Annotated in this window: 15 protein-coding genes and 1 tRNA gene; 3 read left to right on the forward strand and 13 right to left on the reverse strand. The window is 50.7% G+C overall.

The window, feature by feature from the left end; genetic code table 11:
• The first annotated feature begins 447 nt into the window (after positions 1–447).
• Positions 448–1,674, forward strand: coding sequence for a Glu/Leu/Phe/Val dehydrogenase dimerization domain-containing protein (locus ACW9SV_RS06340; protein WP_479555897.1), 1,227 nt, complete (start codon positions 448–450; stop codon positions 1,672–1,674).
• Positions 1,675–1,833: 159 nt separating this feature from the next.
• Here the strand turns inward: ACW9SV_RS06340 and ACW9SV_RS06345 are convergent, their stop codons facing one another.
• Positions 1,834–2,208 (reverse strand): hypothetical protein, encoded by a 375-nt coding sequence (locus ACW9SV_RS06345; RefSeq protein ID WP_479555898.1) that lies wholly within the window; start codon positions 2,206–2,208, stop codon positions 1,834–1,836.
• A gap of 72 nt (positions 2,209–2,280) precedes the next feature.
• On the opposite strand from ACW9SV_RS06345, the gene ACW9SV_RS06350 reads away from it, so the two are divergent.
• Positions 2,281–3,393 carry a mechanosensitive ion channel family protein gene (locus ACW9SV_RS06350; RefSeq protein WP_479555899.1) on the forward strand — a complete coding sequence of 371 codons (1,113 nt, stop codon included), beginning with the start codon at positions 2,281–2,283 and terminating at the stop codon, positions 3,391–3,393.
• A gap of 103 nt (positions 3,394–3,496) precedes the next feature.
• Here the strand turns inward: ACW9SV_RS06350 and ACW9SV_RS06355 are convergent, their stop codons facing one another.
• The 5 genes from ACW9SV_RS06355 to ACW9SV_RS06375 all read right to left on the reverse strand — a co-directional run bounded on the left by ACW9SV_RS06355 (position 3,497) and on the right by ACW9SV_RS06375 (position 10,284).
• Positions 3,497–4,357, reverse strand: coding sequence for a tellurite resistance TerB family protein (locus tag ACW9SV_RS06355; protein ID WP_479555900.1), 861 nt, complete (start codon positions 4,355–4,357; stop codon positions 3,497–3,499).
• A gap of 115 nt (positions 4,358–4,472) precedes the next feature.
• The gene (locus ACW9SV_RS06360) at positions 4,473–5,648 is read right to left on the reverse strand and encodes a serine hydrolase domain-containing protein (RefSeq protein ID WP_479555901.1); all 1,176 of its coding nucleotides are present in this window, start codon (positions 5,646–5,648) and stop codon (positions 4,473–4,475) included.
• A 111-nt stretch (positions 5,649–5,759) separates the two neighbouring features.
• Complete coding sequence (locus tag ACW9SV_RS06365; RefSeq protein WP_479555902.1) at positions 5,760–7,055, reverse strand: amidohydrolase family protein; 1,296 nt, start codon at positions 7,053–7,055, stop codon at positions 5,760–5,762.
• A 34-nt stretch (positions 7,056–7,089) separates the two neighbouring features.
• Entirely contained in the window at positions 7,090–7,599 is a 510-nt protein-coding gene (locus tag ACW9SV_RS06370; RefSeq protein WP_479555903.1) for a GNAT family N-acetyltransferase, read from the reverse strand.
• A 219-nt stretch (positions 7,600–7,818) separates the two neighbouring features.
• Positions 7,819–10,284: an AsmA family protein gene (locus ACW9SV_RS06375; RefSeq protein WP_479555904.1), complete on the reverse strand. Its 2,466-nt coding sequence runs from the start codon at positions 10,282–10,284 to the stop codon at positions 7,819–7,821.
• A 215-nt stretch (positions 10,285–10,499) separates the two neighbouring features.
• On the opposite strand from ACW9SV_RS06375, the gene ACW9SV_RS06380 reads away from it, so the two are divergent.
• Positions 10,500–10,574, forward strand: a tRNA-Val gene (locus ACW9SV_RS06380).
• A 564-nt stretch (positions 10,575–11,138) separates the two neighbouring features.
• On the opposite strand, the gene ACW9SV_RS06385 is transcribed toward ACW9SV_RS06380, so the two are convergent.
• The 7 genes from ACW9SV_RS06385 to ACW9SV_RS06415 all read right to left on the reverse strand — a co-directional run bounded on the left by ACW9SV_RS06385 (position 11,139) and on the right by ACW9SV_RS06415 (position 13,747).
• Complete coding sequence (locus ACW9SV_RS06385) at positions 11,139–11,507, reverse strand: DNA/RNA non-specific endonuclease (RefSeq protein ID WP_479555905.1); 369 nt, start codon at positions 11,505–11,507, stop codon at positions 11,139–11,141.
• Between the two features lie 282 nt (positions 11,508–11,789).
• Positions 11,790–11,876, reverse strand: a complete 87-nt coding sequence (locus ACW9SV_RS06390) for a helix-turn-helix domain-containing protein (RefSeq protein ID WP_479556513.1) — start codon at positions 11,874–11,876, stop codon at positions 11,790–11,792.
• Between the two features lie 26 nt (positions 11,877–11,902).
• Positions 11,903–12,247 carry a hypothetical protein gene (locus ACW9SV_RS06395; protein WP_479555906.1) on the reverse strand — a complete coding sequence of 115 codons (345 nt, stop codon included), beginning with the start codon at positions 12,245–12,247 and terminating at the stop codon, positions 11,903–11,905.
• A 117-nt stretch (positions 12,248–12,364) separates the two neighbouring features.
• Positions 12,365–12,835, reverse strand: a complete 471-nt coding sequence (locus ACW9SV_RS06400) for a hypothetical protein (protein ID WP_479555907.1) — start codon at positions 12,833–12,835, stop codon at positions 12,365–12,367.
• A gap of 21 nt (positions 12,836–12,856) precedes the next feature.
• On the reverse strand, positions 12,857–13,279 hold the full coding sequence (locus ACW9SV_RS06405; RefSeq protein WP_479555908.1) for a hypothetical protein: 423 nt from the start codon (positions 13,277–13,279) through the stop codon (positions 12,857–12,859).
• An 18-nt stretch (positions 13,280–13,297) separates the two neighbouring features.
• Positions 13,298–13,564: a hypothetical protein gene (locus ACW9SV_RS06410; RefSeq protein ID WP_479555909.1), complete on the reverse strand. Its 267-nt coding sequence runs from the start codon at positions 13,562–13,564 to the stop codon at positions 13,298–13,300.
• A gap of 42 nt (positions 13,565–13,606) precedes the next feature.
• A complete protein-coding gene (locus ACW9SV_RS06415; RefSeq protein WP_479555910.1) occupies positions 13,607–13,747 on the reverse strand; it encodes a hypothetical protein in 141 nt (46 codons plus the stop codon).
• Positions 13,748–13,752 lie beyond the last annotated feature (5 nt).

Raw genomic sequence — 13,752 nt, forward strand, 5'->3', positions numbered from 1 at the left:
TACCCATGTTTACACATGGATTCACCTGCCTGCGCAGCGCCCATCCTCTGACTGCAGTTGCAAACTGCAGACCATGGTAGGTCCAAGTCACAGGCTTGAACCATAAGAAGAAAATTTGAAAACTTAACCCATGACCAACTACTTGGCTATGCAACGCAAAAGGTAGAAGAACCCATTTTCAGTCTTTCGGGTGAGCGCCTTTGTTTTAGACCTGGTGCCGCAGGCAGGCCTACCGGCCAAGGCTAAAACAGAAGCGCGAGGCCGGAAGACGAGGCCCCGCGGCCTTGAGCCCACCAAAGCCAAGCTGCAACAACAAAGCCTTTGAAATCTGAAAAGCCTCTCTGCGCTAGCACAAGACACCATCCCCTTCAAATCTTCATTTTCCCTCTCCCAAACAACCGTTATCATGTACCTTTGCGCCAAACTTAGAGAAAACCTCCTCCCGTTATGAAAGACCTCCTCGCCAAATTTGAGAACAAACGTCCTGAGATTGTATTTGAGTGGAAAGATGCAGAAACCGAAGCCGAAGGCTGGGTAGTAATTAATTCGCTACGCGGAGGGGCTGCCGGGGGCGGAACCCGCATGCGCAAAGGGTTGGACAAGCGGGAGGTAGAGTCGCTGGCCAAAACCATGGAGGTAAAATTCACGGTATCTGGTCCGGCCATTGGCGGCGCTAAGTCAGGGATCAACTTTGACCCGGCAGATCCGCGCAAGCAGGGCGTGCTGGAGCGCTGGTACCGCGCAGTATATCCGTTGCTCAAGAATTATTACGGCACCGGCGGCGACTTGAACGTGGATGAGATCCACGAGGTAATTCCCATTACCGAGGAATACGGCTTATGGCATCCACAGGAAGGTATTGTAAACGGACACTTCAAAGCCACCGAGCCGCAAAAAATAAACAAGTTGGGCCAGTTGCGCCAAGGCGTGAGCAAAGTGCTGGAAGACGCCCACTACTCGCCTTCCCTGCCCCGCAAATACACCGTGGCTGACATGATCACGGGGTACGGCGTGGCCAAGGCCGTGGCGCATTACTATGAACTGTGGGGCGGCGAGCTGCAAGGCAAGCGGGCCATCATCCAGGGATGGGGAAACGTAGGTGCGGCAGCGGCCTACTACCTGGCTTCTGAAGGTGTGGCCATTGTAGGCATCATTGACCGGGCGGGCGGCCTGATACAGGAAGAAGGATTCTCCTTTGAGGAAATCACCCAACTGTTCCTGAACCGCGTGGGCAACTCACTACTGGCAGACAATCTCCTTTCGTTTGAAGAGGTGAATAGCCGCATCTGGGACGTTCCTTCCGAGATCTTTATTCCGGCGGCGGCCTCCCGCTTAGTTTCAACCGAGCAGGTGGAGCGCATGCAGCGGGCTGGCTTGGAGGTAATTTCCAGCGGTGCCAACGTGCCGTTCAAAGACCCGGAGATCTTCTTCGGGGCGACGGGCGAGTTTGCGGACCAGCAAGTATCAGTGATCCCGGATTTCGTGGCGAACTGCGGCATGGCCCGGGTATTTGCCTACCTCATGGAGCAGGACGTGGAAATCACCGATGAAGCCATTTTCACAGATACTTCCCGCACCATCCGGGCGGCGCTGGAGAAAGCCCACGAGCGGCATCCGCAAAAAACCGAGATTGCCAAGACTTGCTTTGAGATTGCCTTGAGCCAGTTGTTATAGGCTCAGCCGCTCATCTGGCACAGATAAAACCCAAAAAAGCCGAAGCCCTCGTTTTTAGCCTGATTTCAAAAATAAAGGCAAGAACGAGGGCTTCGGCTTTTCACACATCCGTTTATTAAATGATAAGCCAGGCAACTTACTTATTCCACTGTCGCTTGGTTATACCTTCTTAAAGCCGAGTGCCACCAATTTGGATACATCCTGTTCCTCTACCCTTACCTTGAAGGTGCGGCCAGTGGGACACTGGCAGGCGGCGCAGGTAATCAGATCACTGGGAGCCGGGGTCATGGTTACTTCCAGGACGGTGAAACCCTGGTCCTGCACGTACTTTTTCACGCACACTTTTGTGTCTGGCGTGGTGTTGCAATACCCCCAAGGATTACTGTTGCACTGGAGCTCGCCATAGGCTAGCCATTGTCCGCCGATGATACCTTCTTGGGTATTCTCCTCGGCTTCAGAACTGGGAATCTGACAGGCCGCCAGGTTGAGAAACAGCCCCAAGGCTAAAATCTGGAATAAGATCATTCGTTTCATAGATTTGCTGGTTCATTTACCTGTTGACCCTTGTGCCACGCCGTAGGTTGCAAGCGGCCAAAAATTTTATAGATGCAAGACCAATTTTCAGATATTCTACAATACGTCTTCTTAGGCAACACCGTGCAGCAGTACCTCATCTTTTTGGGCATCATGCTGGCTGGGTTCCTGTTCAAAACCGTGGTGTCACGGCTCTTTTCCAGCATCCTTTTCAGGGGTGTCATCAAGCGCATCAACAAAGACGTCACTAAGGAAGAATTCAGGCGCCTGCTGGTGACGCCCCTGGAGGTGCTTGCGTTTCTGGTGTTCCTCTACATTGCCTTTGATAACCTCACTTACCCGCCAGAACTGGGTTTGCCAGGGAAAGAAGAACTAGGCCTTAAACGTATTCTGCAGCGCATTTACAGCATTTTCCTGATATGCTCCCTCACTTGGGTAACCATGCGCCTGGTAGATTTCTTTGGGATGGTGTTTTCCAAAAGGGCCGCCAAAACGCTCTCTAAGCTAGACGACCAACTGGTGCCGTTCTTCGTGGATTTCACCAAGGTGATTATTGTGATCATTGGGTTCTTTGTGATTCTGGGCACGGTATTCAAGGTGAACGTGGCGGGTCTGGTGGCCGGCCTGGGAGTAGGTGGTTTGGCCATCGCGTTTGCTGCCAAAGAAAGCCTGGAGAACCTATTGGCTTCCTTCACCATTTTCCTGGACCACCCCTTTGTGGTAGGCGATTTGGTGCAGGTAGGCGAGATCACCGGCACCATTGAGAAGATTGGCTTCCGGAGTACGCGCATCAGAACGCTGGAGAAAAGCTACGTGACATTGCCCAATAAAAGCATGATTGATAAACCGCTGGATAACCTCACTCTGCGCACTTTCCGGCGAGTGAAGTTTGACCTGTCACTGACGTATAACACCACTTCTGAGCAGATGAGGGCAATTGTGGAAGACATCCAGAACCTGATTGACGAATATCCGCGTACCAATCAAGACGGCCGCGTGCGCTTCTTCCACCTGGGCCCGCACTCCAAAGACATCATGGTGCTGTACTTCATAGACACCATTGACTATGACCAGTACATTGACGTGAAGGAGGAAATCAACTATAAGATTGTGGAGATTATAGAGAAGCACAATGCCGAGTTCGCATTCCCTTCTCAAACGGTGTACCTGAAACAGGAGGAGTAACTTGGAGGTAGGCTTCACCCGCTACTAACGTAAAATCCGTGTTTGGGGGCTGATTTTAAAAATCAGCCCCCAAACACGGATTCAAATTATACTGCAGCTGCTGTTACCAGCCGGATCCGCCTCTGCGGCCACCGCCCAGAATACCGCCTAGCAGACCGCCTAATCCGCCGCCGCCCATGCCACGGCCATAACCTCCCCGGCCACCTAAGCTGCCCAGGATAGAAGCCATAGAGCCTAAGCCGCCCATACGGCCACCGCCGTACATGCCACCTCTGCCGCCCATCATACCTCCTGCCATTCCGCCGCCTAACAGGCCGCCCAACAAACCGCCTAGGCCTCCGCCCATGCCGCCTCCCATCATTCCACCGCCCATCATGCCTCCACCATGGCCGTAGCCACCGCGTCTACGGTTCATCATGCTGCTGATCACAATGGGAGCCAATACGCCCAGCATACCCGTCACCATACCTGGTGAGATGCCAGATTTTTGGAACATATCGCCGAAGCCGCTTTTGTTCATAAACGACTGCGAGGTTGGGTCTTCGCCTTGCTCCTGAGCCTGGTTTGCTTTGTCCACAAACTGGTCCAGAATACTGAACTGCTTTTGGTCAATGCCCAGGTATTTGCTTACCTCCGCAATACGCTGCTGTTCATCTGCGGTATATTGCCCATCAGACTTTGCGAAGCTGATGATATCAGTGACAAAAGAGAAGCGCAAGGGGCTACCTTTGAGCACATCCAGGCACCGTTGCAAGCTTATCTGTGAGGGGTTTTTCGCGATGGAGATAATTTCCTGCTGCAGGTTCTCGGGCAGTTCTGCCGCTTCACTGGTGAGTTGCAGAAACTGTAATTCTTCTTCAGACACATGCCCATCTGCCGAGGCAATGGTGGCCAATGCGCCCAGGTATGCTCCCTTTTCCTGATCAGAGTAATCTTTCAGGAGGGTGGTGTTTTCTTCAGCCATAGTTTCAATGTGTTGGTGTAGAATTACACAAACGACACGGCTAAAAACGAGTTGGCGTTTAAGGCCAGTTTTTCTAAAACCAGCCCTAAACGCCAACAAACTCTGTGCTTGCTCCTTACTTCTTTACCGAAGCCAGAATACGCTTGAAAAACTCGTCTCCGTTGGTGCCATGCCAGCGCCAAACTACCACTATGTCATGCTCAGGGTCTACCCAAATGGTGTTAGAGCCCGCACCCAAGGCCGCGTAACTGGTGGCCGGGGCGTTAGGCCATTGCTTTTTCTGCGTGTTCAGCCACCAGAGATAACCATAATCAGGTCCGTGCGGCCCAGGTGTGGTAGCCTGCTTCACCCATTCTTTGGACACGATTTGCTTGTTTTTCCATTTGCCCTGACGCAGGAACAGGTACCCAAAACGGGCCTCATCGCGGGTGTTAATCCAGAGACCACCGCCCCAACGGGTTCCACCGCTCACGCTGGGCAGTTGCTTGCCGTTCACGTCCACGTATGAATTCTTGTAGGGCAGGTATTGCCATGTATCTGAAGCGCCAATAGGGTTCATGATCTGCTCTTTCAGGACCTCGAGCAAGGGCTTTTTCCAGAGGCGCAGCAGCGACAGGGAAAAGCGGTTGATGCGCACATCGTTGTACTCATAGAAGGTGCCGGGCTCTTTGAGCTCACGGGGTTTGCGTTCGCCGTTGCCAAACTCCTCTTTGCCCACAAAGGTGTGCGACTTCCCGAAGAGCGTTCCCTCCCACTCGCTCGTCTGTTGGGCGTGGTGGTGCCAGGTCACTTTGCGGTTGTGCTCTGAGTCATAGCCGCCGTCTTTGACGTACTTGGCCACCGGGTCGTTGATGTCCTTGATCATGCCTTTGTTCAGCGTCACGCCCAGAATAGTTGACAGAAAACTCTTGGCAATACTGTAGGTTGGGTCCACGCTCTTGGTATCGCCCCACTCGGCTACAATGTAACCATGCCGCAGAATGATGCCGTTGGTGCCCGCACGGCTTTTGGGAATTGGTCCCAGCAACTTCCCGAAAATTTCTTCCTGGGTAGAGAAGTCTTTCGGCATTTTGGTTTCCTGACCTTGGGCGTACAGCACGGCCTGTGACAGCAACTCGGGGTCCATGCCTACCTGCTCAGGGGTTCTCCGCTCCCATTTATCGCCTTTCTCAGGGTAGTAAACCTTGGCGTTTGCTGAGGTGCTTTGGGTTGCATGAGTACTAGTGTTGGCTTGGCAGGCGAAGAGCCCAAGCCACAGAAACGGCAGAAGCCGGTGGTGTATCTTTCTCATAGAGGATGGGGTACTGGCTGAAAAGCAATATAAGAAGACTTACAGGATAGGTAATGGTTTTCTGCCCGCTTTCGGAAAAGCAGGCCCTATCTCACCTTTTGGGATGTGCTGTTAGTTTACCGGCTTATAGACTTTGCCCGCCTTCATCACAAACGTGACCTTGGTAAGAGCCGCTAGATCGCTTAGCGGATCGCCTTCCACCGCGATGATGTCTACCCAAGCTCCTTTCCTGATTCTCCCCAGTTTCTCTTCTCCTATCAGGTTAGCCCCGTTGATTGTAGCGGCTTGCAGGATAGCTTTTCTCCCCATGCCAGCCTCTTCATAGGCGAATAACACTCGTTTAGAGGCCTCCCCTCTAGTCATGCCCAAATCCATGTACATATCTGAACCAGCGGCGATGTTCACACCTATTTTAGTGGCTCTTTGCAGCCGGTCATGGTACGGTTGCATGGCTTTCCTGATCTGCTCATCACTGGCGCTTAGCCCCACCTTCTCAAACTGTTTCTTACCCAGAAGGAAATCCATATCAGTGGCCACCAGGGTGATATTCTGCTTTTTCATGGTCCGGAGGGTCTCATCTGAGACCACATAGGCGTGCTCAATGGCATCCACCCCGGCCTCAATGGCTCGTTTAATAGCCAGGTCATTGGTGGCGTGTGCAGTTACTTTAAGGCCGTACAGATGCGCTTCTTCTACTATCGCCTTCATTTCCTCCACAGAAAGGTAAAGCTTGTTGGGCGAGCTGTTAGAATAGATTTTAATGACATCGGCGCCGTAATACACATTTTCGCGCACGGCCATGCGGGCGTCTTCGGCCCCTTTCACAACCCGGTATTCTCCTTCTACCAGAGATTGATGCTGGTGCAATACACTGGGTGCCTGCCCCCCTTCCGGTGACAAGCCCGGCCCCGACACATACAGCCTTGGCCCAATAGAACTACCTTCGGCTATGGATTTCTTCAGGGCGACGTCGGCAAACTTACCTGAATTGCCTAAATCCCTGACAGTAGTGTACCCGGCCTCCAAGAAGGTTCTTGCCCGCGCCGCACCCCGCAGGGCTCGCAGGGCATCCCCTTCCAGCGCCACGGCCTTGGTAACGGTGAGCGTGTTTTCCTCGTCGCCCGGGTGTTCCATTAAGAGGTGGTTATGGGCTTCAATCAAGCCAGGCAAAACCGTGAATCTGGTGAGGTCTATGACCTGAGCATCCGGCGGAATGGGCAGGTTTTTCCCTACCTCGGTGATGATTCCATCTTTGACAAGAATGGTTTGATCTTCCAGCAGTTGTCCTTTCTCACTTTCAAACAGGCTGCGTGTTTTAATGGCGATGGTAGAAGCGGTTTGCCCGTTTGCTGTGGCTATTCCTAAAAAGAAGGAGAAAAGGAAAACAAAGTGGAAGAACAGTTTCATAGGGGATGTATCACATTACGTTTGAGGCAAGCCGTTATTGGGTAATGGAGAATCTATGCTCGTCCCAGAGTTGGCTGTTCTTGAAGATAGCCTTTTTAAACACGCCTTCTTTCACGTACCCATTTTTGGCTAGCACCCGCATAGACCCTGCATTGTATTCAAATATCCCGGCGTGAAGGCGCACAAAGCCCAATTGCTGCAGGCCATACGTGGTAATAAGCCCCACGGCGGTGGTTCCAATGCCTTTGTTCCAGAACGGTTCGCCTATCCAGTAGCCAATCTCGGCGGTTTTCCGGTAGACATCACTTTGCCCTACCAACCCAATCACGCCGCAAAACTGCCCCTCAAACTCTATGGCGAAGGTCATCTTTGTTTTTTCCTGACTAGTCAGGTCAATAAAAGCCTGGGCATCTGCCTCTGAGTACGGAGAAGGCATCAGGTCACGCAGGTTATCCCAAACGTTTTTGTTGTTGGCCAGCCTGGCTAGGTCTTTGCGGTCATGGTCAGCGAGCGGCCGCAGAACCACTTTCCCTTCCTGTAGCATAGAATGATTTGGTTTGCACGCCCACACCCTCTTAGTAAAGCTTATAAAGGTGCGTTTTGGCTTTGTGCTTTCTGGTGAAAATCGATAGGCAGGCGTTTCCCCCGCCTTGTGTGAATATCTACAAAAAACCTGACTTTGAGAGTATTGCCTCCAGAGCCAGCTACTGTTTTAAGGCAATTTCCAGTAAAACAGCCTCAAATCATTCTCAACTAGTCCGCCCTAAAACTCAAAGTATTCGGCGGCGGGCTTTACGGTTTTCTCTTCTTTCTTTTCGGGCTTCTTGCCTTGGAAGATTTCCTTGATCGTTTGCTTCTCGCGTTTCAGGTCAGAGGCGACCTTGGCTTTCGTCTTCTGCTGGTCATAGGCTACTTTGAAATTGCCTTCCCGGCCTTTGATGGTGAGAAACAGGTTGGGGTTGTAAGAGGGCCCGGCGGCGATCACCCCAAAGCGTCCATCTTTGTCTCGCTTGTTGGCTTTCAGGGGCAGACGCACGTGGTAATCCATTTGCTGGTCAAAGGTGTGTGTGCCCGATACTGTGATAGAAGAAAGGCGGGTGGCACTGGACCTGATCTCCATCTCAGGAATGGAGACAGTGCGGTTCCGGATGTAGAAGTTATTCTTGATCTCAGAGAACCGGAGGTTAGCCAATTCGTCGCGTTTCACAAATAGGCTGAGCTTCTGCATAGGAGCAAAGTTGAGGAGCTGGCCATTGCGGAGCGTGGTTTTGATCTGGGCCTGTACCAAGTCGGTGCGGGGCGAAAGGTGATGGTCCAGGTAGGTTTCTGACTCAATCTGCGCCGTCAGTTCTCCGCGCAGGTGCCGCTGCATGATAAAGGTTTGCCCAAAATCCTCGAACACATAAAACAGGCTGTCCACGCTGATGTTCTCCAGGTTGGCAACGGAGGTAATCTTGATCAGCGGTCTGCGGGCATCCATCTGCCCCTTAACCTTGAAGCTACCGCCCCCAGCCTGCAACGCCAAACCTGGCGTTGACAGGATTTTATCTTTTAACAGAATGCGCCCTTGTACCTGCCGTCCTTTAAACCTTCGGAACTGCACCTTATTCACCCGAGCAGTGAGGTCCAACTCCAGATTTGCGGGCATGTTGAACGCGTAGGCGGCCTTCTTTCCAGGGCTTGCCGTTGTACCACTTGCCCCCGCCGAAGCGGCTAATATCTGGTTTACGTTGAGGAAGGGGGAAGAAACATCGGCGGCAATAATCAGCTTCTGCCCTTTGAAAAATAACCAGGCCAAAGCATTTCTGCAGTGCCCATTCACCTGAATGTGTGACTCACCTATCTTGCCCTTGAAGTTGGAGAAAGCTACCTCGTTCTTTTGAAGTTGCAGCGTACCGTTGAGGCCTGTCAAAGGCATAGGGTGCTGCCTGAACTGAAGACTTACCTGCCGCAGCGTGGCTTCTCCGCTGGCCTTGATTGCCGGGCTACCCGGGTTGGCTCTGAGGGTGCGCAGGTTGCCCGAGAAAGAGAATTGCACCTGCGCCTGTCCGCTTCCTCTTTTAAGGTCTTTTGCCGGAAACAGCCCCAAAACATGCGCTATATCTATCTGGGCGTTCACTTGTAACTGCAGGGAAGGATCTGTAAAGTTTCTGTACACAACTTCCCCGTTGAAAGGCCTCCCTTGCAAGCTGCCTTTGATCTTGCGCAACTCAAGAGAGGAGGTTTGGCTATTGCGCTGTGTTCCGTTAGTGAAACGGCCCACCAACGTTACCCTTTCTACCTTTCCTTTGTAATCTGGGCTGTAAAAAGATGCGTCCCGTGCACCAAATTTAAAATCTAAAAACGGGTTCTTTTTAGAAGAGACTTCGCCCTGCACCTTGCCTTCAAAATACACCTCCCCGTTGCTCTGGTACTTACCTAGTTGGTTGGAGTAGCGCGGGGGCAACAAGGCCAGCAAAGACTGCACATTGGTGTTCTTACCGGTAACCTTAAGGTCTACCTGCGTTTTCTGTTGGTAGTTCACTTCCCCGCCTACCTGGTAAACCGCCTTGCCTATTTGTATCTCCGAAGGCTGAAGCGTAATCAACTGCTGCTTTGTATGGATGCTTAACTCACTTCCTAGGGTAATGGCTTTCTCTTGCAGGAACTCATTGTTCCCTACTTTCAAGGTCTTGACAAAGGTGCTTCCGTTGGCCTTGAGCTGCAAAACAGTTCCTTCCATCTCCAGCGCCGCGGTAAGTGCGTGGGCTATGACGTCATACTTCTGCTTGCGGGGCACGTCTTGGTACACAACGTGCACGTTCTTTAGGCTGATGTGCTGCAGGTCAAAACCCATGTTCTCGTTCTGGACGGTGTCTGCGCTTTGGAAGAATCGGTAATTTACTTTTCCGTTAGACAGCACCTTAGCCTGCACCTCCCCGTCCTCTAAATGAATTTCCCGGATGCGGTATGTGCTACGCCAGAGATCCCAGGGATTAAAGGTGGCGTACACGTTCTTTAGCTTGGCCAATGAGGCCGTACTGCCGGGCACTGCCTCGGTGACTTCCACGTTCCGCAGCCGGATGGCTACCTGCGGAAACTGCTCCCACCAGGTCACCTCTATCTTCTCTACCGCAATCTTTGTTTTGATGTGTTGGTTGGCTTCTGCCACAAATAACCCGATAATTTTATCCTGGTAGACGTACAACGCCCCCATGGCCAAAGCCATCACGAAAAAAAATCCGCCCACTCCAAAAAAAATTAATCGGGCCGCCTTTTTTCTATTTCTCACAAACTTTCTGATTTTCAGGCTTTAAATATACGGCGCTACCGGTAGGCCTCCAACGGATAAACGGTTTTGCAGAAATTTTAAATATTTTTTCAAATATGGATTTGGTAGATAAAAAAACATCCCCCATATTTGCATCATCAAACGGGGACAAAAGGTCAACGAAAAACAAAAAAGGGATGTTAGCTCAGCTGGTTCAGAGCATCTGCCTTACAAGCAGAGGGTCGCTGGTTCGAATCCAGCACGTCCCACTCTTTAAAAACCCTTACAAGGATAACTTGTAAGGGTTTTTTTATTTGCAAACAAATCCTTTCTTTTCAGCTCTTCCCGGAAGAATCAAAAACAACCTTAAGCCACTCAGCTGGCTTTTACCTTGCAGGAGAACTAAATTCTTAAAGTTTATTATTAGCCTAATAATGACGAGCAGTTTGTCGTTAGTCGTCACTCAAATCAACTAACCAGCCCATTATCAACCCGGGCTTCAAGTGTTTGCTGCAGCTGCTCCGGAAGCTCAGAGAGCAAATTGCAACCTGTACTCTGTTCGATAGCATCCACAGTGGTTCGGTGGCCCCCCCACCCAGAGCGCACTGTGTTGCTGTTAGGCGTGTAAAAGGCGATCACACGCGTGGAAGAGTTGAGCGTTCCCGGTCATTCTCTCCTTACAGCAACATCACTTCCAGACGCGATTGGGAAGGTAACCCTGCCATTGTCGATGGTCCTTGTCGTGCCATTACTATCCGTTCCACCTTTCCCATAGCTACCCATCACCTCGTAAACCTCCAGGCCTTACTCTACTACTTCCCCTGTGTAGTCCTTTAGGCTGGACCAAGTCTCCCGGTTGTGGCTGGGGCCTGCGCGACCGTATTCGTCATCAGGAACGTGGAGGAGTTGCCTTCCGCGGTCCCCGTGCGTTCTTCGGATGGAACGTTGTGGCTCCGGTCAAAACCTATCCCGGAGTAACTGAAGAAGGAGACCCGATACCATCTCTGCGGCAACTTTGGCTCCACGCGGAAATCATCCTGACGGTCGGCTACGCCGAGCCAGTTAGGAATGACGTGCCAGCTCACCCAATTAGGTGTACCCCTCTTGCGGCTATAGGATAGCGCGTACTGCGGGCACATGATCAGGTAATTGCTTTCGTTTTCGGTATCCGAGGTGGCACCGCTAGGATTCCCCAGCAGCATCTGCCTGTCGGCAGCGTGACGGACTTCTTCGGCATTACCTCTGTCTCCTCAGCAAGGATCAAAAGGGAGAGCAGGAGATAGAAAATGGAGTGATAGTGGCGGAGTAAGGATACTTTCATCAGGATCGGCTTAGGTCTTTCCTGTGAAACGGAAGCCCCGCCTGATGTTTAATAGGGCAAGATCGTATGCAAACCCTCCAAGGCAAGGTCTACAGGAAGTAATCTGAAAGGGTTTTTCGTGCTTGCAGGGATTCAGGAGATATCCTGGTCGAAATTCATCATTTTAGGTAAAGGCAATCCCAAGGGCCTCGCAGATGGAGAAAAGTACCCCAAGCGAGGGGGACTGCCTCCCGTTCTCTATCCGCAGCACGGTAGTCTTGAGTATAGGGTTATCGGTTACTTCTTTTTGTAAGTGAATGTCTGTTCTCTTACTTCCCGGGGACTCATTTGCGTTTTGCGAAACAGCTCTAGATTGTTTTGATTAAGACCAATAATCTCGAATTCCTCGTTTTGGAGCATAAGGTACCGCTTTCCCTCTCTTTCGCTTAGCTTCAATTCTTCAGTGGTTATCCGGGGCATTACGCCCTCGTAATCTTGGTGTTCAATGTGAGTCACAGAATCCTGGGAGAACATCACCCCTATATGGTAAATGGGTCTGGTGTAGGAAGCTAAAACTAAGGGTACGTCTGGTATATAATCATAGAACCTGATAGATACGTGGCGCCATTCCCCTTGAAGCATGGCTTTCGTATCTGCTAGGGTTGGTGCCTCATCGTCACTGGAGCAGCCGGAGAATATTAACAGCAACAATATTAGGAATGGTAGGAGCCTTTTCATTTCTTATTTGTATAGGGTTGTTTATTCCTCTTTAGTGTAATACTGTATAAACTCATAGTACACATCTTCCCAATTCACATGAAAGATTATGTTATTCTTATAGCGGAAGCGGGCCTCCTTAGTAGACAAAGCCTCTATTACATAATTTCGCCTGTCAATGACAATGTGGTACTCCCCACCCATCTTCAACAAGTAGGTCGGCTGTGTGAGTGAAGAGATTAATTCGCCTTGGCCCGAATACCTTGCTTCCGTGCAGGTGTCTCCGGAAAAAGTCAGGGTGATCTTGGGATTTGTTGTTTCGCTGTGTTTTACCCTCCTGTTCATGTCTTGGGTTTCAACTACCCACTTATCCAAAATCCATTTCCCTTGCAGCAGATCTGTGATTTCTTCAGGAGTATAGACTGCTCTGTTATCAACATCCTCCTCATCGTCACCAGAACAACCGGTGAGCACTACAAGAATAAGGAGAAGAGGGAGTAGTAACCTTTTCATTATGTCCTGTAAGGGGTAAAGCTATTGGGGGAAAATAAATGACATTATGTTATTCTTCTGGTATTTACCGCTGGAAATTTCCACCGTGGCACAGAAGTAATACTTCTTGCCTTTCACAAAGCGGTTGTCGCTACTGGAAATTGACAGGGTATAAGTCCCTAACACTGGTGTGGCTTTTTTCAGGTTGATAAAATAGGGAGGAGCGCCAAGGGCGCTATCCGGTGAGGAAATAAACCCATGGTCAAGGTCTGTGGGATTCACCTTGTTTATTTTGCCCGTAAGGGTAACCGACCCATCTGCTTCTGCCTTCGCGGAGATAGTCTCCACATCTTCAACCTTGGGTTTCTCATCAACCACCGGCGTAGGGTCTTGGTCTTTTTCTTTGTCACTGCACCCTGGCAGCAAGGCTATTACTAGTAAAAGGGAGGGTAGGAATCTTTTCATTGAATTTCAAAAGGGTTATTACTTTGTTTTGGTAAAGTTATAATACTTAATAAGGTATTCCTGGTCATTGTCAAACTCTACCCTCATCCGGAGCTCTTCTTGGGAAAGGCTAAGCACCTCATATCCATTTTGGTTGAACCTAAGGGTCATTTTGCCAGCTTTGGAGTCAATACCGAATCCCTCTGAAAGGTAAAATATACGCCGTGCGGGATCATCTTTGTCAAATATCTCCACTTGCACATTGCCTCCGTTAAAGGACAGGAACTCTGGGTCTTCTAACTCCAAAGCCTCAGACCTGACGAAACTTCCGTTGTCCTGAAAAGTGTCCTAGGCCCCGGAGGTAAGTAGCCATTTACCCTGGAGCAAGGCTTCTGCCTCGGTAATGGTTAGCACCTCCTCCTCATCATCACCCGAGCAACCGGAGAGCACTGCAAGGAATACCAGCAATATGGACAGGAGTCTTTTCATTGAAT

Source organism: Rufibacter sp. JT20002, assembly GCF_056491185.1.